This window comes from Streptomyces sp. NPDC060027 (assembly GCF_042737005.1).
GTDB lineage: Bacteria > Actinomycetota > Actinomycetes > Streptomycetales > Streptomycetaceae > Streptomyces.
On the sequence record NZ_JBHWVI010000161.1, the window covers coordinates 1 to 19,813 of the forward strand.

At 69.4% G+C, this 19,813-nt stretch carries 16 protein-coding genes, 5 tRNA genes and 1 pseudogene; 9 read left to right on the forward strand and 13 right to left on the reverse strand.

Annotation, left to right across the window (positions count from 1 at the left end; translation table 11 throughout):
- Positions 1-57: 57 nt before the first annotated feature.
- From ACFWBT_RS30670 to leuC, 4 genes are all read right to left on the reverse strand, one after another.
- Positions 58-702, reverse strand: coding sequence for an HU family DNA-binding protein (locus ACFWBT_RS30670; RefSeq protein ID WP_385706180.1), 645 nt, complete (start codon positions 700-702; stop codon positions 58-60).
- Positions 703-840: 138 nt separating this feature from the next.
- Positions 841-1,071: a hypothetical protein gene (locus ACFWBT_RS30675; protein WP_385706182.1), complete on the reverse strand. Its 231-nt coding sequence runs from the start codon at positions 1,069-1,071 to the stop codon at positions 841-843.
- Between the two features lie 277 nt (positions 1,072-1,348).
- Entirely contained in the window at positions 1,349-1,942 is a 594-nt protein-coding gene (leuD, locus tag ACFWBT_RS30680; RefSeq protein WP_385706183.1) for a 3-isopropylmalate dehydratase small subunit, read from the reverse strand.
- A 5-nt stretch (positions 1,943-1,947) separates the two neighbouring features.
- A complete protein-coding gene (leuC, locus tag ACFWBT_RS30685) occupies positions 1,948-3,372 on the reverse strand; it encodes a 3-isopropylmalate dehydratase large subunit (RefSeq protein WP_385706185.1) in 1,425 nt (474 codons plus the stop codon).
- A gap of 191 nt (positions 3,373-3,563) precedes the next feature.
- On the opposite strand from leuC, the gene ndgR reads away from it, so the two are divergent.
- Positions 3,564-4,280, forward strand: coding sequence for an IclR family transcriptional regulator NdgR (ndgR, locus tag ACFWBT_RS30690; protein WP_028806673.1), 717 nt, complete (start codon positions 3,564-3,566; stop codon positions 4,278-4,280).
- 217 nt (positions 4,281-4,497) lie between these two features.
- Here the strand turns inward: ndgR and ACFWBT_RS30695 are convergent.
- The 9 genes and pseudogenes from ACFWBT_RS30695 to ACFWBT_RS30735 all read right to left on the reverse strand — a co-directional run bounded on the left by ACFWBT_RS30695 (position 4,498) and on the right by ACFWBT_RS30735 (position 8,877).
- Positions 4,498-4,570, reverse strand: a tRNA-Glu gene (locus tag ACFWBT_RS30695).
- A 29-nt stretch (positions 4,571-4,599) separates the two neighbouring features.
- Positions 4,600-4,671 (reverse strand) — tRNA-Gln (locus ACFWBT_RS30700).
- 16 nt (positions 4,672-4,687) lie between these two features.
- Positions 4,688-4,760: transfer RNA gene (locus tag ACFWBT_RS30705), tRNA-Glu, on the reverse strand.
- Positions 4,761-4,822: 62 nt separating this feature from the next.
- Positions 4,823-4,895, reverse strand: a tRNA-Glu gene (locus ACFWBT_RS30710).
- A 42-nt stretch (positions 4,896-4,937) separates the two neighbouring features.
- Positions 4,938-5,009 (reverse strand) — tRNA-Gln (locus tag ACFWBT_RS30715).
- 90 nt (positions 5,010-5,099) lie between these two features.
- A pseudogene (locus ACFWBT_RS30720) lies at positions 5,100-5,833 on the reverse strand (HAD family hydrolase).
- Positions 5,834-6,247: 414 nt separating this feature from the next.
- Positions 6,248-7,717, reverse strand: coding sequence for a glutamate--tRNA ligase (gene gltX, locus ACFWBT_RS30725; RefSeq protein WP_385706187.1), 1,470 nt, complete (start codon positions 7,715-7,717; stop codon positions 6,248-6,250).
- The gene (locus ACFWBT_RS30730; RefSeq protein WP_266763138.1) at positions 7,710-8,486 is read right to left on the reverse strand and encodes a fumarylacetoacetate hydrolase family protein; all 777 of its coding nucleotides are present in this window, start codon (positions 8,484-8,486) and stop codon (positions 7,710-7,712) included. Before ACFWBT_RS30730 ends, gltX begins: the two co-directional genes overlap by 8 nt.
- Before the next feature lie 202 nt (positions 8,487-8,688).
- A complete protein-coding gene (locus tag ACFWBT_RS30735) occupies positions 8,689-8,877 on the reverse strand; it encodes a hypothetical protein (RefSeq protein ID WP_385706189.1) in 189 nt (62 codons plus the stop codon).
- Positions 8,878-9,478: 601 nt separating this feature from the next.
- Here ACFWBT_RS30735 and ACFWBT_RS30740 point away from each other — a divergent pair.
- The 8 genes from ACFWBT_RS30740 to ACFWBT_RS30775 all read left to right on the forward strand — a co-directional run.
- On the forward strand, positions 9,479-13,204 hold the full coding sequence (locus tag ACFWBT_RS30740; RefSeq protein WP_385706191.1) for a nitrate- and nitrite sensing domain-containing protein: 3,726 nt from the start codon (positions 9,479-9,481) through the stop codon (positions 13,202-13,204).
- A 9-nt stretch (positions 13,205-13,213) separates the two neighbouring features.
- Entirely contained in the window at positions 13,214-13,627 is a 414-nt protein-coding gene (locus ACFWBT_RS30745) for a roadblock/LC7 domain-containing protein (RefSeq protein ID WP_266765867.1), read from the forward strand.
- Positions 13,628-13,738: 111 nt separating this feature from the next.
- On the forward strand, positions 13,739-14,137 hold the full coding sequence (locus ACFWBT_RS30750) for a DUF742 domain-containing protein (RefSeq protein ID WP_059131717.1): 399 nt from the start codon (positions 13,739-13,741) through the stop codon (positions 14,135-14,137).
- The gene (locus ACFWBT_RS30755) at positions 14,118-14,693 is read left to right on the forward strand and encodes an ATP/GTP-binding protein (RefSeq protein WP_261709977.1); all 576 of its coding nucleotides are present in this window, start codon (positions 14,118-14,120) and stop codon (positions 14,691-14,693) included. The genes ACFWBT_RS30750 and ACFWBT_RS30755 overlap by 20 nt, the downstream gene beginning before the upstream one ends.
- Before the next feature lie 351 nt (positions 14,694-15,044).
- Positions 15,045-18,269, forward strand: a complete 3,225-nt coding sequence (locus ACFWBT_RS30760) for a nitrate- and nitrite sensing domain-containing protein (RefSeq protein WP_385706194.1) — start codon at positions 15,045-15,047, stop codon at positions 18,267-18,269.
- A 10-nt stretch (positions 18,270-18,279) separates the two neighbouring features.
- Positions 18,280-18,693 carry a roadblock/LC7 domain-containing protein gene (locus tag ACFWBT_RS30765; protein WP_266763130.1) on the forward strand — a complete coding sequence of 138 codons (414 nt, stop codon included), beginning with the start codon at positions 18,280-18,282 and terminating at the stop codon, positions 18,691-18,693.
- A 94-nt stretch (positions 18,694-18,787) separates the two neighbouring features.
- Positions 18,788-19,387 (forward strand): DUF742 domain-containing protein, encoded by a 600-nt coding sequence (locus tag ACFWBT_RS30770; RefSeq protein ID WP_385706196.1) that lies wholly within the window; start codon positions 18,788-18,790, stop codon positions 19,385-19,387.
- The coding region (locus ACFWBT_RS30775) for an ATP/GTP-binding protein (RefSeq protein WP_385706197.1) at positions 19,368-19,813 on the forward strand (446 nt) is incomplete at its 3' end. The genes ACFWBT_RS30770 and ACFWBT_RS30775, both read left to right, overlap by 20 nt.

The following is a 19,813-nucleotide window of genomic DNA, read 5'->3' on the forward strand; positions in this document are numbered from 1 at the left end:
GGCCGGGCTCCCGGTGGGAGCCCGGCCCGGCGCGTGAGGTACCCCTGCGCCCGGCTTCTAGCGGGCGGTGGCCTTCTTGGCGGTGGTCTTGCGAGCCGTCGACTTCTTGGCGGGGGCCTTCTTGGCGGTGGCCTTCTTCGCCGGGGCCTTCTTGGCCGTCGTCTTCTTGGCCGCGGTCGTCTTCGCCGCGGTCTTCTTGGCGGCCGCGGTGGTCTTCTTCGCGGTCGTCTTCTTCGCAGTGGTCTTCTTCGCGGCGGCGGTGGTCTTCTTCGCGACCGTCTTCTTCGCCGCCGTGGTCTTCCTGGTGGTCGCCTTCTTGGCGGTCGTGGCCTTCTTGGCCGCGGCCTTCTTCACCGTGGCCGAAGCTCCGCCGGAGAGGCTGCCCTTCGGGGCCTTCTTGACCGCGACATCGTTCTTCGGGAGCTTCTTCGAGCCGCTCACCAGGTCCTTGAACCCCTGGCCCGCGCGGAAGCGGGGGACGGAGGTCTTCTTGACCCGGACACGCTCACCCGTCTGCGGGTTGCGGGCGTAACGAGCGGGACGGTCAACCTTCTCGAAGGAACCGAAGCCGGTGACCGAGACCCGGTCTCCGCCGACAACCGCACGGACGATGGCGTCCAGTACCGCGTCGACCGCGTCGGCGGCCTGCTGACGCCCGCCGACCTTGTCGGCAATCGCTTCTACGAGCTGCGCCTTGTTCACGTCTTCCCCTTCGGAGACATTGCCCGAACGAATGCGTTCAAGCTTTTTCGCACGTTAGGCAGATATATACCGCAAATCAAACACGAAACGGGCTAATCACCCTTGTGCCGCAACGAACTCGGGCCGCAGCGGAGTTCCTCAGCGTTCCCCTTCGAGGAATCGACCCTCGTCGAGGTCGGTGGTGAACCGCTCCAGCCGCCTTGTCGCGTCGGCGAGATCGTGCTTGGCCACGGCCGTAATGACCAGCAGCTTCCGGGTCAGCGCCATCCGTACGCCCTCCGGGACTTGCAGTGCGCGCACTGTTGTGTGCGCTTCCTTGAGTTGGGCCGCGACTGCCACGTAGAGCTCGAGTTGGCCGTCGTGTTCCATGCACAGATTGTGCCATCTGGGGCGAGTTGTCGCCTGCGCAGGGGGTAACTGCCGTCCTCCGAAGGCCCGCTGAGCACCCCGGCCGGAAGCGGCGCCCACATGCGTGTACCCAGGCAACATCCCCTGTAACTAGGGGAGTTGACAGTCATCTGCGGGGTGCCCTGGGCCCTTCCGGGGGCAGACACAGCTGTACCCCCAACCGTCCACGATTGGGGGTACAGAGGGGTGTTGCGGTGGCTGAAATCAGTCTTGCCACGGCCGCGTCGCGGCCCGCGCGTCAGACCTGCAGCGTCTTCGGCTTGTGCGACGGCCGCTTGGCCTCGTACGCCGCGATGTCGCCCTCGTTCTGGAGGGTGATGGAGATGTCGTCCAGCCCGTTCAGCAGCCGCCAGCGGGCGTTCTCGTCGAGCTCGAAGGCGGCGGTGATGCCCTCGGCGCGCACCTCACGGGCCTCCAGGTCCACCGTGATCTCGGCCTGCGGGTCCTTCTCCGACAGTTCCTGGAGCGCGTCCACGATCTTCTGCTCCAGAACCACCGTGAGCAGGCCGTTCTTGAGCGAGTTGCCGCGGAAGATGTCGGCGAACCGGGACGAGATCACGGTCTTGAAGCCGTAGTTCTGGAGCGCCCAGACGGCGTGCTCGCGGGAGGAGCCCGTACCGAAGTCGGGACCCGCCACCAGCACCGTGGCGCCCTCGCGCTCGGGCTGGTTGAGGATGAAGGACGGGTCCTTGCGCCAGGCCTCGAAGAGACCGTCCTCGAAGCCGTCCCTGGTCACCTTCTTGAGCCAGTGGGCGGGGATGATCTGGTCGGTGTCGACGTTGCTGCGGCGCAGCGGGACGGCCCGGCCGGTGTGCGTGGTGAATGCTTCCATGGCTCTCAGACTCCAGCGGGCACGGGGGCGTCGGACAGGTCGGCCGGGGAGGCCAGGTGACCGAGGACCGCCGAGGCGGCGGCGACCTGCGGGGAGACCAGGTGCGTACGGCCGCCCTTGCCCTGCCTGCCCTCGAAGTTGCGGTTGGAGGTGGACGCGGAGCGCTCACCGGGCGCCAGCTGGTCGGGGTTCATGCCCAGACACATCGAGCAGCCCGCGTGCCGCCATTCGGCGCCGGCCTCCTTGAAGACCACGTCCAGGCCCTCGGAGACGGCCTGCAGACCGACCCGCGCGGAGCCGGGGACGACCAGCATCCGTACGCCGTCGGCGACTTTGCGGCCCTCGACGATCTCGGCGGCCGCCCGCAGGTCCTCGATACGCCCGTTGGTGCACGAACCTACGAAGACGGTGTCGACCTTGATGTCGCGCAGCGGCTGCCCGGCGGTCAACCCCATGTACTCCAGGGCCTTTTCGGCGGCGTGGCGCTCCGAAGCGTCTTCGTACGAAGCCGGGTCGGGGACGTTCGCCGAAAGAGGGGCGCCCTGGCCCGGGTTGGTGCCCCAGGTGACGAACGGCGACAGCGAGGCGGCGTCGATGACGACCTCGGCGTCGAACGTGGCGTCGTCGTCGGACTTCAGGGTCTTCCAGTACGCGACAGCGGCGTCCCACTCCTCGCCCTCGGGGGCGTGGGCGCGGCCCTTGAGGTACGCGAAGGCGGTCTCGTCGGGGGCGATCATGCCCGCGCGGGCGCCGGCCTCGATCGACATGTTGCAGATGGTCATCCGGGCCTCCATCGAGAGCTTCTCGATGGCGGAGCCGCGGTATTCCAGGATGTAGCCCTGGCCGCCGCCCGTACCGATCTTGGCGATGATCGCCAGGATCAGGTCCTTGGCGCTGACGCCGTCGGGCAGCTCGCCGTCGACGGTGATGGCCATGGTCTTCGGGCGGGCCAGCGGCAGCGTCTGGGTGGCCAGCACATGCTCGACCTGCGAGGTGCCGATGCCGAACGCCAGGGCACCGAAGGCACCGTGCGTGGAGGTGTGCGAGTCACCGCAGACCACGGTGGTGCCCGGCTGGGTCAGACCCAGCTGCGGTCCCACCACGTGCACCACGCCCTGCTCGACGTCGCCCAGCGAGTGCAGTCGTACGCCGAACTCGGCGGCGTTCTTGCGCAGCGTCTCGAGCTGGACCCGGGAGACCGGGTCCGCGATGGGCTTGTCGATGTCGAGGGTCGGGGTGTTGTGATCCTCGGTGGCGATGGTGAGGTCGAGGCGGCGCACCGGGCGCCCCGCCTGACGCAGACCGTCGAAGGCCTGCGGGCTGGTCACCTCGTGCAGCAGGTGCAGATCGATGAAGAGGAGGTCGGGCTCGCCCTCGGCGCGCCGGACGACATGGTCGTCCCAGACCTTCTCCGCGAGTGTCCTACCCATCGCTTTCCCTCCGGCCGGCTTGTGTGGCGCCGGCCCAACTAGAGATTTCCGGGGCGGTGGACGTTCGTACCCCTCGTACCGGACGTCGTCCGCCGGACCCGTTGGTTCGCGGGCCGCTGTGTCTACAAGGGTGGCGCGTTCCACCGGAAATTGAACTTGCGTTTCACAGAGTGAGACGCGAGTATCGTTTCATGGACAACAGTAGCGGCGTCGGCGTTCTGGACAAGGCAGCCCTTGTCCTGAGCGCTCTGGAGTCCGGTCCGGCCACCCTCGCGGGCCTGGTCGCGGCGACCGGACTGGCACGACCCACGGCACATCGCCTCGCCGTGGCACTTGAACACCACCGCATGGTGGCGCGCGACATGCAGGGCCGTTTCATTCTGGGGCCCCGCCTCGCCGAGCTGGCCGCGGCCGCCGGTGAGGACCGTCTCCTCGCGACGGCGGGCCCGGTGCTCACGCATCTGCGGGACATCACGGGCGAGAGCGCGCAGCTCTACCGCCGCCAGGGCGACATGCGCATCTGCGTCGCCGCGGCGGAGCGCCTGTCCGGTCTGCGGGACACCGTCCCGGTCGGATCCACCCTCACCATGAAGGCCGGTTCCTCCGCCCAGATCCTGATGGCCTGGGAGGAGCCGGAGCGGCTGCACCGCGGTCTGCAGGGCGCCCGCTTCACCGCCACCGCCCTGTCGGGAGTACGGCGCCGGGGCTGGGCCCAGTCGATCGGTGAGCGCGAGCCGGGCGTGGCGTCCGTCTCCGCGCCGGTCCGCGGGCCCTCGAACCGTGTCGTGGCCGCCGTCTCGGTCTCCGGGCCGATCGAGCGCCTGACCCGGCACCCGGGCCGGATGCATGCCCAGGCGGTCATCGACGCCGCCGGCCGTCTCTCCGAGGCCCTGCGCCGCACGGGCTGACCTTCTCTCCGCTCCCGCGCGACGGGACGGGCCGGCCTCAACGCCGCGGCAGGCCCTCCCCGATGCGCACCGTCCCGTACGCGGGGTGTGCCGGCCCCGAGGCCCGCGCACCCCGCGCCCTTTTTTCCGGCGTGACCGAACTCATGGCGCGGGACGCCGAGTTGATCCCGGAACGCCGAAAGGGCCCCCACCGAAGTGGAGACCCTTTCGAACTACGTACCCCCGACCGGATTCGAACCGGCGCTACCGCCTTGAGAGGGCGGCGTGCTAGGCCGCTACACAACGGGGGCCTAGGATCTTGCGTTTCCGCAGACCCGAGCTGGGCTACCAGGACTCGAACCTAGAATGACGGTACCAGAAACCGTAGTGTTGCCAATTACACCATAGCCCATGGTGGTTTAGACCAGTACCCCCGACCGGATTCGAACCGGCGCTACCGCCTTGAGAGGGCGGCGTGCTAGGCCGCTACACAACGGGGGCCCTAGCGATCCTGCATGAGAGTCAGCGGGTGCGACCCGGACTGTCCCCCTGGGAAGGATCTGTACCCCCGACCGGATTCGAACCGGCGCTACTGCCTTGAGAGGGCAGCGTGCTAGGCCGCTACACAACGGGGGCTTTGCGGAGCTGGTCTCCGCGGTTGCAGATGAGCTCTGCGAGCTGGCCTACCAGGACTCGAACCTAGACTAACGGAACCAGAAACCGTCGTGCTGCCAATTACACCATAGGCCACTGAAACGCAACCCCGTAGGGGGATCTTGTTTTAGCTAGCGCCTCCGAGCCCCGGCCTTTCGGCCCGCTCTCGGCGGCGCAGAAAGAACATTACCCGAAGGTGGACGGCGCTCCAAAACGGGTATCGGCGCCGAGCAGGGCGGGGAGTTCGGCCAACGACGAGATGCGGTGCGGACCCGTCGGCGGACCGTCGGACGCGAGGTGCGCGCCGTCCCGGTCGATCCAGACGGAGAGCAGGCCCGCCTCGGCGGCGCCCCGTCCGTCGATCTCCGGGTGGTCGCCGACGTAGGCGACCCGGTGCGGCGCCAGGCCCAGGGCCTCGCAGGCCGCGTGGAAGGCGGCCGCGGCGGGCTTGGAGACGCCGAGTTCGGCGGCGCACAGGATCGTCTCGAAGCGGTCGTGCACACCGAGGACGCGCAGCTTGCGTCCTGCACGAGGAGGCTGGAGTTGGACAGGACCGCGTGCCGGTGGCTGGCGACGAGGCTGTCCAGGACGGGCAGGACGTCGGGGAAGAGGGTCCAGGCGCATTCGTAGTGGGTGACGTACCTGTCGAACCACGCGTCGGCCTCGCCGTCGCTCAGCGGCTCCCCCAGGAACACCCGGACGCGCTCCCGGCGCTGGCCCTGCCAGTCCGTCTCACCTGCCGAGAACCGCGCCCACTGCGCGTCGGTGACCTCCCGCCAGCGCGCGAGGGCCTGCTCGACCGACGGGTGTCCGTCGAGCAGGCCCTCGGCCACGAGGTGGTCCCGCATGCCCGCCCGGTCGGCGGCCGTGTAGTCGAAGATCGTGTCGTCGATGTCCCAGACCACGGCGTCGATGCTCATGGACCGACCGTATCCCCGGGCCCGGGGAGCTGTCCCCCAGCCGGTCGTGGTCGTACCGGTCAGCCTGAGGACGGGACCCTCGCCGTCGCGCGGGTCCGCGGCGACCTCCCAGGTGCGGTGCCGCGGGGCACGGTCGCGCCGGAGCCGGTCCTGCCGACCCATGAGGCGCGGCGCCGCCGCGGCGGCGGTACGGGGCGGACGGGGCGGTCCCCCCGGTCCGCGGTGCCGCGGGCGACGCCGCGCGGGAAGTCGGCGGCCCTCCGGCTGCCGGGGGCCTCTGTTGTAGAGGACGGCCCGGCCGGGGCGAGGGTGCCGACGTCCGGGGTTGGGCGGGTGCTCCGGGTCACCGGTCGGTGCACGCCGAGGGGCGGTGCCCGAACCGGACACCGCCCCCTGTGCGCGTACGCCTCGTGGCTACGCGGCGAGCCGCTCCAGGGCGGCGTCGACGCGGGCCAGCGTCTCCTCCTTGCCCAGGATCTCCAGGGACTCGAAGAGCGGCAGGCCGACCGTGCGGCCGGTGACGGCGACGCGTACCGGGGCCTGGGCCTTGCCGAGCTTGAGGCCGTGCTCCTCACCGGCGGCCAGGACGGCCTCCTTGAGGGACTCCGGGGAGGACCAGTCGGCCGCGTCCAGCTTCTCGCGGGCCGTGCGGAGCAGGGCGTCGCTGCCCTCCTTCATGGCCTTCGTCCAGGAGGCCTCTTCGACGGCCGGCTCCGGCAGGAACAGGAAGTCGACGTTGTCCGTGATCTCGGAGAGGACCTTCATCCGCGACTGGGCGTGCGGGGCGATCGCCTGCCACTTCGCCTCGTCGAAGTCCTCCGGCGCCCAGGGCGCGAAGGGGGCGCGCAGCCAGGGGGCGCAGCGCTCGGTGAAGTCCTTCACGTCGAGCATGCGGATGTGGTCGGCGTTGATCGCCTCGCACTTCTTCAGGTCGAAGCGGGCCGGGTTCGGGTTCACGTCCGTGACGTCGAACGCGGCGACCATCTCGTCGATGGAGAAGATGTCGCGGTCGGCGGCGAGCGACCAGCCGAGCAGGGAGAGGTAGTTCAGCAGGCCCTCGGGGAGGAAGCCGCGCTCGCGGTAGAGGTTGAGCGAGGACTCCGGGTCGCGCTTGGAGAGCTTCTTGTTGCCCTCGCCCATCACGTACGGGAGGTGGCCGAAGGCCGGGGTCTCCTTGGCGATGCCCAGCTCGGTCAGCGCCTTGTAGAGGGCGATCTGCCGGGGGGTGGAGGAGAGCAGGTCCTCGCCGCGCAGGACGTGGGTGATCTCCATCAGGGCGTCGTCGACGGGGTTGACGAGCGTGTACAGCGGCGCGCCGTTGGCACGGACGATGCCGTAGTCCGGGACGTTCTCGGGGAGGTACGTGATCTCGCCGCGGACCAGGTCGTCGAAGGTGATCGCCTCGTCGGGCATCCGGAAGCGGACGATGGGCTTGCGGCCCTCGGCCTCGTAGGCGGCCTTCCGCTCGGCGGAGAGGTCGCGGCAGTGGCCGTCGTAGCCGGAGGGCTTGCCGGCGGCGCGGGCCGCGTCGCGGCGGGTGTCCAGCTCCTCGGTCGAGCAGTAGCAGCGGTACGCGTGGCCCGCGTCCAGGAGCTTGGCGGCGACATCCGCGTAGATGTCCATGCGCTGCGACTGGCGGTACGGCGCGTGCGGGCCGCCGATCTCGGGTCCCTCGTCCCAGTCGAAGCCCAGCCAGCGCATCGAGTCGAGCAGCTGGTCGTACGACTCCTCGGAGTCGCGGGCCGCGTCGGTGTCCTCGATGCGGAAGACCAGGGTGCCTTCGTTGTGCCGGGCGAACGCCCAGTTGAACAGGGCGGTGCGGACCAGCCCGACATGGGGGTTGCCGGTCGGGGAGGGACAGAAACGTACACGGACGTTAGCCACGCTTGATCACCTTGTTGGTGAGAGTGCCGATGCCTTCGATGGTGACGGCGACCTCGTCGCCGACGTTCAGGGGGCCGACCCCGGCCGGGGTGCCGGTGAGGATCACGTCGCCGGGGAGCAGCGTCATGGCCTCGGTGATGTTGACGATCAGGTCCTCGATGGAGTGGATCATCTCGCTGGTGCGGCCGAGCTGCCGCTGCTGCCCGTTGACCGTGCACTGGATGGTCAGGTCGGCGGGGTCGAGGTCCGTCTCCACCCAGGGGCCGAGCGGGCAGGAGCTGTCGAAGCCCTTGGCCCGGGCCCACTGCTTCTCGCGCTTCTGCACATCGCGGGCGGTGACGTCATTGGCGCAGGTGTAGCCCAGGATCACGTCCTTGACGCGCTCGCGCGGGACCTCGCGGCACATGCGGCCGATGACGACCGCGAGTTCGGCCTCGTGGTGCAGCTCGCTGGAGAAGGACGGGTACTGGATCGGGTCACCGGGGCCGACCACCGAGGTCGACGGCTTGAAGAAGGCGAACGGGGCGTCGGGCACCTCGTTGCCGAGCTCCTTGGCGTGCTCCGCGTAGTTGCGGCCGAAGGCCACGACCTTGTTGGGGAGCACCGGCGGCAGCAGCCGGACCTTGCTCAGCGGGACCTTCGTGCCGGAGAGCTCGAAGTCCGCGAACGGGATGCCCTTGATGATGTCGAGGACGAGCTCGTCCGGCTTGTCGCCTTCGACCGCGCCGAAAGCGACGTTGCCGTCGATGGAGAATCTGGCGATGCGCACGGGATCCTGGCGCCCCTCACTGAGCCGGCTGGAGTCTGACGCTCCAGGCTAACGCGGCAAGGGGCGCGAGCTTCGCGTATATCGGCCGGGACGGTGAGCGGCGGGGCGCCGGCCCGGCGTGGTGGGCGCCAGGGCCCTTGTCAGGGCCGTGAACGACCGGCGGGGCCGCGCGCCGGGCGCGGCCCCGCTCCGTTCGGCGTGCTCACTCCCCGGCGGCGACCGCGACCGGGATGTCCACCAGGACGGTGCGGCGGGGGTTGGCGGTCTGGAGGGGAAGGTCGACCGAGTGCTCCGGCCGCTCCGGCATCTGCAGGGCGTCGGCGTCCTCGAGGTGCGCCAGCGTCGTGCGTCGCGGGTTGGCTATGTTGCGGAACATCATCGTCGTCTTCACCGTTGTACTCGACCTTGTCGTCCTGGGCGCCCGGTGGAGCCTGAAGGGCCCCGGACAGGCGCGGGTTGTCGGATTCGCCATCCCTGTAAAGCGTCAGGCTAAACATGCAATTCCCGGGCGATGCCGTGAAGACGCCATGATCGACGTGTGAGTTTCCTCACTCACTGAGAGACAAAACGGTCAACCGCGACCCCCAACCCCGTGCGACCAAACGGACATTGCGCCACTGAAGCAATCATTCCGCTCCTGATCATGGCGACTGGGACACGGTATCTACACCAGCGGCTCGTTGGCATACGTCCGATATGTACGAGATCCCCTTACACGCCTCGTGACGCCCCCCTCACATGGTGTCACGGAGGTCACAGCCTGGTACTCGGCCCTTGTTGGAGATCCTGCACTGTGCTGGAATTCCTCGGACCGCCGCGGAATCACGATCCGGCGCGCAGGGGCGCAACGCAGCGCCGAGTGGCGGCGGGAAGGGGGAACCTGCGCCGGTCACCCAGACCACATCAAAGAGGCGCGACTGCGCCTCGGTACAACGCCGACACCGTCCCGCCGTTCCAGCGGAGGGACGCCTGGTCCAGAGGTTGCGACGCTAGTGCAGGGACGTTTCAAGAGGGATGGCAGCGCTTCGGCGGAGCCGGAGCCGCGCGGCGGGACCGACCGCGGTTCCTCGCCCCAGCACGCCCAGAACCCGGGACCGGCAGAGGTCGGCGGCAGCGGTGAACACTCCGCTCGCGCCGGCGCGAAGCCCAAGGCTCCCGCCACCACACCGGCCGCCAAGCCGACGAGCACCCCGAGCCACGGCCCGCGGGTAGCGCTGCGGAACTGGCGCATCTCGACGCGACTGGTCTCGCTGCTGGCTCTCCCCGTGGTCGCCGCGACCTCGCTGGGTGCGCTCCGCATCAACCAGTCGATGGACGACATCCAGCAGCTCGACAACATGAAGCTGCTGACCGAGATGACCAAGCAGGCGACCGAGCTCGCGGTCGCGCTCCAGGAGGAGCGTGACCAGTCGGCCGGCCCGCTGGCGCACGGCGCCCCGGCCAACGACTACACGGTCAAGGGCGTGCGCGAGGACACCGACCTCGCCAAGAAGCACTTCCTCCAGGGCACGCAGAACATCGAGGACGCCACGGCCGACGGCCAGCTGTCCGGTGTTCGCGAGAGCCTCGTCGGTATCGCGGAGCAGCTGATCAAGCTCTCCGAGATCCGCAACCAGGCCTACAACGACCCTGAGAACTCGACCCAGACGGTCGAGGCGTACCACCGCCTGGTCACCGGGCTCCTCGCGCTCTCCCAGGACATGGCCGAGGCGACCAGCAACCCGGAGATGATCCAGCGCACCCGCGCGCTGGCGGCCTTCTCCTCCGCCAAGGAGTACGCGTCCGTCCAGCGTGCCGTCATCGCCGCCGCGCTGCCCGAGCGCCCGACGGTCTTCGGAACGCTCTCCAAGAACGACCAGCTGTACGCGCAGTCGGCGCTGGCGAGCCAGTCGTCCGAGATGAGCGGCTTCAAGAGCATCTACGGCGACGGCAGCTCGGACCTGCTCAGGCCCATCGAGGTGGACAACCCGACCATCCTGGCCACCGACAAGTACGCCGTGCGCGTGCTGGGCAGCCAGAACGGTCTGAAGACGCAGGACAAGCAGTCCTACAAGGACTGGATCGACGACGACTCCGCCAAGATCGACAAGATGTCGACGATCGAGACCACGCTGCTCGGCGAGATGGAGCAGAAGGCCCGTCAGCTGCGCAACGAGTCCCAGAGTGAAGCCATCGTCTCCGGTGTGCTGATCCTGCTCGTCCTCGGTGTCTCGCTCGTCGGCGCCTTCGTCGTGGCCCGGTCCATGATCCGCTCGCTGCGCCGCCTGCAGGACACCGCGACCAAGGTCGCCCAGGAACGCCTGCCCGAGCTGGTCAAGCAGCTCTCGGAGTCGGACCCGCAGGACGTCGACACCTCCGTCGAGTCGGTCGGTGTGCACTCCCGGGACGAGATCGGCCAGGTGGCCGCGGCCTTCGACGACGTGCACCGCGAGGCCGTCCGCCTCGCCGCCGAGCAGGCCCTTCTGCGAGGCAACGTCAACGCGATGTTCACCAACCTCTCGCGCCGTTCCCAGGGTCTTATCCAGCGTCAGCTCTCGCTCATATCCGAGCTGGAGTCCCGCGAGGCCGACCCCGACCAGCTCTCCTCGCTGTTCAAGCTCGACCACCTCGCGACCCGCATGCGCCGTAACGGCGAAAACCTTCTCGTCCTCGCCGGTGAAGAGCCCGGTCGCCGCTGGACCCGTCCGGTCCCGCTGGTCGACGTCCTCCGCGCCGCCGCCTCCGAGGTGGAGCAGTACGAGCGCATCGAGCTCTCCTCGGTCCCGACGACCGAGGTCGCCGGCCGCGTGGTCAACGACCTCGTGCACCTGCTCGCAGAGCTGCTGGAGAACGCCACCTCGTTCTCCTCCCCGCAGACCAAGGTCAAGGTCACCGGTCACGCCCTGCCCGACGGCCGGGTGCTGATCGAGATCCACGACACCGGTATCGGCCTGTCCCCCGAGGACCTGGCCGCGATCAACGAGCGGCTCGCCGCACCGCCCACCGTGGACGTCTCGGTCTCCCGCCGCATGGGTCTGTTCGTGGTCGGTCGTCTGTCGCAGCGTCACGGCATCCGCATCCAGCTGCGCCCGTCCGACTCCGGTGGTACGACCGCGCTGGTCATGCTGCCCGTGGACGTCGCGCAGGGCGGCAAGAAGCCCATGCCGAACAAGCCGGGCCAGGGTGCTCCGGCCGTCGGCGGCCCCGCCGCCGCGCAGGCTTCGGCCGGTGTGGCCGCGGCCCGCCGGGGTAACGGCTCGCAGGGCGGTCCCTCGCTCGGCGCCGGTGCCCCCACCGCCCCGGGTGGACCGCTCGGTGCCCCGCCGCAGCGCGGGCAGGTCGGCACGGGCCAGGGTCCGCGGGCCGCACTGCCCACGAGCAACCAGGGCGGTCGCCCGGGTGCTCCCGGCGGTGCGCGTGGTCCGCAGGGCGGTCCGGGTGCCGGTCAGCAGGGCAGGCCCGCTCCGGCCGGTGCCGGTACGGGTGCCTTCGGGCAGAGCCCGCAGGGCTACCAGAGCCAGAACGGCTCGCCGCAGCAGGGCTTCGGCAACGGATCCGGCTCCCAGAACGCCTTCGGTGACACGTCCGGCGCCCGTCAGAACGCCTTCGGCGACAGCGGCCCCGCGGCCGCCACGCCGCCGCAGGCACCGACGAGCGGCAAGGGCAGCCGTCGCCGGCCGCAGCTTCCGGGACGCGGTGGTGCGCGTGCCGAGCTGCCCGGTGGCAACAACGGTTCCCGCACGCCGAGCTGGAGCGACGACAACGCTCAGCCGCCGGTGCCGCGTTCGGCCCTCGACACCCCGCGTGGTCACGAGGACCCCGACGCCACCTCGCGGATGCCGCGGATCGACGACCGCCAGGGCCCCGCCTCCACTTCGGAGTTCGCCCGTCCCGACTTCGACGCCCCGCGCCCCGGCGCGAGTGCGCCGCAGAACAATGGCCAGCACACCGGCCAGTACCAGCGCCCGGACAGCTACGGTCCCGGCAACCCGTCCTCCGTCGGCCACAACCCGGCCGGCACGGGGCAGTTCGCGACCCAGGGCTACGGCGCCTCCCAGGACCCGTCGTCCACCGGCCAGTTCGCCCGGCCGGGCTACGGAACTTCCCAGGACCCCACGTCCACCGGGCAGTTCGCGACGCCCGGCTACGGCAACGGCCAGGACTCCTCGTCCACCGGGCAGTACGAGCGGCCGGGCACCCCGCAGCCGCCCGTACGCCCGCAGGAGCCCGAGGCGCTTCCGCCGGCCTCGGGTCCCGGTGACGGCCGCACCCCGCTGTTCGACACGCTGGAGACCAACTGGTTCCACGGTCAGGCGGACGGTGGTGCTCCCGCCAACGGTGTTCCCCAGAACAACGGTTCGCAGGTTTCCTCGCAGGTTGTCCCCCAGCAGCCGCAGACTCCTCCTGCTCCGCAGCAGCGGCCGGCCGCCGCACCGGCCACTGCCTCGTGGCGCAGCTCTCCCAACGACGATCTCGTCAAGCAGGCAGAGCGCGCCCGTAAACCGTCGGCGGGCGGGGTCACCACCTCCGGCCTGCCGCGCCGCGTCCCGCGAGCCAACCTGGTCGCGGGTACGGCACAGCAGCAACAGCACCAAAGCGGTCCGCAGGTCTCTCGTGCACCCGATGACGTACGAGGCCGGCTGACCAACCTCCGTAGGGGCATTCAGCAAGGTCGACAGGCCGCTCCCAACGGCCAGACCGGCAGCTTCCCCAGCCCCACTCACCAGCAGGAGCGTTAGTTGAGCCCGATGAGCCAGGCGGCACAGAACCTAAACTGGTTGATCACCAACTTTGTGGACAACACCCCCGGGGTGTCCCACACCGTCGTCGTGTCCGCCGACGGACTCCTTCTGGCAATGTCTGAAGGCTTCCCCCGCGACCGCGCCGACCAACTGGCGGCCGTGGCCTCCGGACTCACCTCGCTGACCGCCGGGGCTTCCCGGATCTTCGAGGGCGGAGCGGTGGCCCAGACGGTCGTGGAGATGGAGCGCGGCTTCCTCTTCCTGATGTCCGTCTCGGACGGATCGTCCCTCGCGGTCCTCTCCCACCCGGAGTGCGACATCGGTCTCGTCGGCTACGAGATGGCACTGCTCGTCGACCGTGCGGGCGCCGTCCTCACTCCGGACCTGCGCGCCGAACTACAAGGCAGTCTGCTTCACTGACCGCCGCCGGATCCAGACACCGCACGAAATCACCGTCCGGCCGCCACAATCCCCCCACCGGCCCCAACAGACGGCACGACTGACCGACTTGCTGTCCCGCCCGGAGGATTCATGACCCCGCCCACCGCCTCTCATGATCCGTACGCTGAGCCGTACGGGGACGAGGGCGACCAGCCGCTGGTACGTCCGTACGCGATGACCGGCGGCCGGACCCGGCCGCGGTACCAACTCGCCATAGAGGCACTGATCAGCACCACGGCCGATCCGGCCCAGCTGATGGGGCTGCTCCCCGAACATCAGCGCATCTGCCACCTGTGCCGGGAAGTGAAGTCGGTGGCCGAGGTGTCGGCCCTCCTGTCCATGCCTCTCGGTGTGGCCAGGATCCTCGTCGCGGACCTCGCGGAGGCCGGACTCGTCGCCATTCACCAGCCTGGCGGCGATGAGAACAACGGCGGCGCGCCGGACGTGACTTTGCTCGAAAGGGTGCTCAGTGGACTTCGCAAGCTCTGACGGAGGCCGGGCGACCACCTCCGCGAAGATCGTCGTAGCGGGTGGCTTCGGTGTCGGCAAGACCACGTTCGTGGGTGCCGTCTCGGAGATCAACCCGCTGCGTACCGAGGCCGTCATGACCTCCGCCTCGGCGGGGATCGACGACCTCACCCACACCGGGGACAAGACCACCACCACGGTGGCCATGGACTTCGGCCGTATCACCCTCGACCAGGACCTGATCCTGTACCTCTTCGGTACGCCGGGCCAGGACCGCTTCTGGTTCATGTGGGACGACCTGGTCCGCGGCGCCATCGGCGCGGTGGTCCTGGTGGACACCCGGCGGCTCGCCGACTGCTTCCCCGCGGTCGACTACTTCGAGAACAGCGGCCTGCCGTTCGTCATCGCCCTCAACGGCTTCGACGGCAACCAGCCGTACCAGCCCGAGGAAGTCCGCGAGGCCCTCCAGATCGGTCCGGACGCCCCGATCATCACGACGGACGCCCGCCACCGCGCGGACGCGAAGTCGGCGCTGATCACGCTGGTCGAGCACGCCCTGATGGCCCGGCTGCGGTAGCGGCCAAGTCGACGGCTCCCTATGGAAGTTGTCGTAGACGCATTGGAGCCGACTGTGTCATTTGACACGGTCGGCCACAGTGTTCATAACGTTTCGACAGAGAATTTCACCGACCCCGCCACGCATCGCGGTCACCTGGTGCCGCTGCGCTCATGAAAGCCCCGCCTTTTGGCGGGGCTCGCTCTTTATGACCGTTTTATCTGTGGTCGGTGCCACTCGGAATCATCGATTCCGAGTGTTTGGAAGGGCGCCGCCTGACGTGCTGGAATGCGCTGAACTGCCCAGTAGTCAAGGGCGCTGGTAGATACCGCGGCACAACGTAGGTGCCGACGCCGAGAGGTTGTTGGTCGAGTGAGGCGAAGCATGAACGGTCCCGAGCCGTCGGCACGGGGCAACTTCACCCCGCCGCCGCGCGGAGCGGCGCCCGCACAAGTGCCCGGCCCGGAGCCCATGCCGGCGCCCGCGCCGAGCGGCGGCCGTCTCTCCCCGCGCAACTGGCGCGTGCCGACGAGGCTGAACGCGATCCTGCTCATACCCGTGATCGTCGGCCTGGTCATGGGCGGCTTCCAGGTGAAGAGCTCGATCGACACCTGGCAGGAGGCCCAGGACGCCGAGAAGACGGCGCGCCTGGTCGAGGCGGCCCTGACCTACGGCGACAAGCTGTTCGTCGAGCGGGACGTCAGCGCGGCCCCGATGCTGGCCGGCAAGGGTGAGAAGGACGCCGACGTCATCAAGGCGCGCAGGCAGACGGACGAGGCGGCCGACGCCTTCGACGAGGCCGCCCAGAACATGCCGAAGACGGCGGGCCTGGAGCGACGCCTCGACGTCTTCCGCAAGGTCGAGCCCGGCCTGGTGACCCTGCGCAAGCTCGCGTACTCCACCAAGCTCGACGGTGTGAAGACCGAAGAGGGCTACCTCCAGATCCAGCACCCGCTGATGGAGTTCGCCAACGAGCTCGGTCTGGGCACCGGCAACATCACCAGCTACGGCCGTACGGTCTACGCGATCTCGCTGTCCAAGGCCGCGCTGTCGCTGGAGCGGTCCATCGGTATGCACATGCTGATCAAGCCGGGCCCCGGTCTGAGCAGCCTCGCCAGCCAGCGTGTCGCCCTCTCCTCGTACGCCTACCTCGAAGGCATCGCGGTCGAGGAGTACATCGGTGGTGGCACCGAGGCCGACGCCACGAAGCTGAGCGCGGCCCAGGCGAAGGTCAAGGCCGACCTGACGGACCAGGCCAAGCAGGCGGCGTCCGCGGACCCGAACTACGTGCCGCCGCCGTCCGGCGACACCGCCATGGTCACCAAGCTCGCGCAGCTCAGGTCCCCGCTGGAGGCCGACCGCGCCGCGCTGACCGCGAAGGGCGTCACCCCGCAGAACTGGTGGGCGGTCAACACCGCCAAGTACGACGCCTACCGTCAGATCGAGTCGGACCTCTCCGACAAGGCGGTGGCCGAGGCCTCGGACATCGCCGACGCCGCCCAGACCGACGCCTTCATCACCGGCGCCATCGTCGTGGTCGCCCTGCTCGCCGCGTTCATCCTGGCCGGCATGGTCGCCCGCCAGATGAGCCGCGCGATGCGCCAGCTGCGCAACGCGGCCTTCAACGTCGCCGAGCAGCGCCTGCCGATGCTGGTCGACCAGCTCTCGCGCACCGACCCCGGCCGGGTCGACACCCGCGTGCAGCCCATCCCGATCACCACCACGGACGAGATCGGCGAAGTCGCCCGCGCCTTCGACCAGGTCCACCGCGAGGCCGTACGACTGGCCGCCGAGCAGGCTCTCCTGCGAGGCAACATCAACGCGATCTTCACCAACCTGTCGCGCCGCAACCAGTCGCTGATCGAGGGCCAGCTGACCCTGATCACCGACCTGGAGAACAACGAGGCCGACCCGGACCAGCTGGAGAACCTCTTCCGCCTGGACCACCTCGCGACCCGTATGCGCCGCAACGGCGAGAACCTCCTGGTCCTCGCCGGCGAGGAGCCCGGCCGCCGCTGGGACCAGCCGGTCCCGCTGGTCGACGTGCTGCGCGCCGCCTCCTCCGAGGTGGAGCAGTACGAGCGCATCGAGCTCTCGGGCGTCCCGGAGGCCGAGATCCACGGCCGCGCCGTGACCGACCTCGTGCACCTGCTCGCCGAGCTCCTGGAGAACGCGACCACGTTCTCCTCCCCGCAGACCAAGGTCCGTGTCACCGCGACCCGTCTCCCCGACGGCCGCATCATGGTCGAGATCCACGACAAGGGCATCGGCCTCACCGCCGAGGACTTCGCGGACATCAACCACAAGCTGGCCAACCCGCCGACCGTGGACGCCGCGATCTCTCAGCGCATGGGCCTCTTCGTGGTCGGTCGGCTGTCCGACCGGCACGGCATCCGTGTCCAGCTGCGCCCCTCCGGCGAGCAGGCCGGTACCACCTCGCTGGTCATGCTTCCCGACGCGATCACCCACGGTGGCGGCGGCGAGCACCAGCCGATGCGCGACGAGTTCACCGTGTCCCAGATCATTCCCGAGCAGCACTCGTTCCAGGGCGAGGACTTCGGGGTTCCGCAGCAGCAGCAGCCTGTGCTGACCGCCGCGGACCTCGGCTTCGACGACAGCCGCTACGAGGTTCCGGACGACATCCGCGACCTCGACCCCGTGGGCCGCTCGCTGATGCGCGAGGAGCGCCGTGCGGCCCTGGAGGCCCAGGCGCAGGGCATGGAGGCCATCGAGGGCCCCCAGGGCTACGCGGACGGCTTCGACGCCCAGCAGCCCGCCTACGACAACGGACAGCCGTCCTTCAACGGCGGCCCGGCGGCGTACGACGGCGGACAGGGCGTGCACGAGGAGCAGCAGACCACGTACGACCAGCAGACGTCGTACGAGGAGCCGCAGCAGGCTGCGTATGACGAGGCGTACTTCCCGTCCAACGGCGGCTACCCTGAGCCCTCCTATGCGGAGCCGGTCCAGCAGGATCGCGCGGGCATGGGCGGTGGCGCCCCGGAGGCCCGGTCGAACTTCGACGAGCCGTCCTACCAGGACGACTGGCCGCAGCAGGACGCGTACCAGGGTACGTATCGATCCGAGTACGCTCCGGAACCGGAATCGTCGCAGGCCGCCGACGTCAGTGAGCAGGACCGCGTAGGCTTCAACCGTCCGGGACCGGCCCCCTCGGCCCCCCACACGCTGACCGACGCCGGACTGCCCCGCCGCGGATCCACCGCGGGCGGCAACGGCAACGGCGGGCGCTCCGTGGAGCAGGCGAGGGAGCAGGCGGCGCCGGCTTCCTCCGGGAACGCGGGCGGCGACTGGCGCTCGTCCAACGACGACCGGTGGCAGCGCGCCGAGTCGCTCAAGAAGCCCAAGGCGGGCGGGGTCACCCCGTCCGGTCTGCCGCGGCGGGTGCCCAAGGCCAACCTGGTCGAGGGAACCGCGGAATCGACACCCCAGGGCGGCCCCCAGGTCTCCCGCGCTCCTGAGGACGTCCGGGGCAGGCTGAGCAACCTGCGCCGCGGCGTGGAGCGGGGACGCAATGCAGGTACTGAGACGAACGGTCAGGGCTTCGGTTCTGACAGCACCTACAACCAGGAGCGTTAGTGTGAGCCCGATGAGCCAGGCGGCACAGAACCTGAACTGGTTGATCACCAATTTCGTGGACAACACCCCCGGGGTGTCGCACACGGTGGTGGTCTCCGCCGACGGACTCCTTCTGGCTATGTCCGAAGGCTTTCCCCGCGACCGCGCCGACCAGCTGGCGGCCGTCGCGTCCGGTCTGACCTCGTTGACCGCGGGTGCGTCCCGTATCTTCGAGGGCGGCCATGTGAACCAGACGGTTGTGGAGATGGAGCGAGGATTCCTCTTCCTCATGTCCGTTTCCGATGGTTCGTCACTCGCGGTACTTGCACACCCCGAGGCGGACATCGGTCTCATTGGGTACGAGATGGCCCTTCTGGTGGACCGCGCGGGCACGGTCCTTACTCCGGATCTCCGTGCGGAGCTCCAGGGCGGCCTTCTCAACTAATAGACAGACGGTGCGAATTCGCGTCCCGTGGCCGTAAGGTTTCGGGACGCGGTCCCACAGTAATGGGTGCCCGGCACAGTCGGAGGAGGAGAAAGTGGTAACACCCCCAGGCGGTTCGTCTTCGGGCAACTGGTCGTACGGCCCCGGCCAGGGGCAGGGCGGCCAGGGCGACGGTTCGCAGGACCCGAACCGGTACAACTTTCCCTCCGCGCCCAGCCAGCGACGGCAGCCGTACCCGCCCCAGGGTCCGCAGGGTCCCGGGCCGTCTCCGTACGACCAGCCGTCGGCACCGCGTATCCAGCCCGTACAGCCGCAGCGACGCTCACCCGAGCCGTCGCCCGCGGGGTCGTCGAGCAACCCCCTGGTGCGTCCCTACGCCATGACGGGTGGCCGCACCAGGCCCCGCTACCAGCTCGCCATCGAGGCACTGGTGCACACCACCGCGCAGCCGCACCAGATGCAGGGCCAGTTGCCCGAGCATCAGCGCATCTGCAACCTCTGCCGGGAGATCAAGTCGGTGGCCGAAATCTCGGCCCTGCTGACCATCCCTCTCGGTGTAGCCAGGATCCTCGTCGCCGACTTGGCGGAAGCGGGCCTGGTCGCCATTCATCAGCCGGGCGGCGACGAGAGCGCCGGCGGCCAGCCAGCCGTGACATTGCTCGAAAGGGTGCTCAGTGGACTTCGCAAGCTCTAGCGGAGGGCCTTCCCGCTCCACCACGTCCGCGAAGATCGTGGTGGCGGGCGGCTTCGGCGTGGGCAAGACCACGTTCGTCGGCGCCGTCTCGGAGATCAACCCGCTGCGTACCGAGGCCGTCATGACGTCCGCCTCGGCGGGCATCGACGACCTCACGCACACCGGAGACAAGAAGACGACGACCGTCGCCATGGACTTCGGCCGTATCACCCTCGACCAGGACCTGATCCTGTACCTCTTCGGTACGCCGGGTCAGGACCGCTTCTGGTTCATGTGGGACGACCTGGTCCGCGGCGCCATCGGCGCCATCGTCCTCGTGGACACCCGGCGTCTCGCCGACTGCTTCCCCGCGGTCGACTACTTCGAGAACAGCGGCCTGCCCTTCGTCATCGCCCTCAACGGCTTCGACGGCAACCAGCCGTACCA

Coding starts and splice junctions, on each gene's coding strand:
- ACFWBT_RS30675 (WP_385706182.1), bottom strand. CDS start 1,071: ATGGAACACGACGGCCAACTCGAGCTCTACGTGGCAGTCGCGGCCCAA.
- leuD (WP_385706183.1), bottom strand. CDS start 1,942: ATGGAAGCATTCACCACGCACACCGGCCGGGCCGTCCCGCTGCGCCGC.
- leuC (WP_385706185.1), bottom strand. CDS start 3,372: ATGGGTAGGACACTCGCGGAGAAGGTCTGGGACGACCATGTCGTCCGG.
- ndgR (WP_028806673.1), top strand. CDS start 3,564: ATGGACAACAGTAGCGGCGTCGGCGTTCTGGACAAGGCAGCCCTTGTC.
- ACFWBT_RS30745 (WP_266765867.1), top strand. CDS start 13,214: ATGAGCCAGGCGGCACAGAACCTAAACTGGTTGATCACCAACTTTGTG.
- ACFWBT_RS30750 (WP_059131717.1), top strand. CDS start 13,739: ATGACCCCGCCCACCGCCTCTCATGATCCGTACGCTGAGCCGTACGGG.
- ACFWBT_RS30765 (WP_266763130.1), top strand. CDS start 18,280: ATGAGCCAGGCGGCACAGAACCTGAACTGGTTGATCACCAATTTCGTG.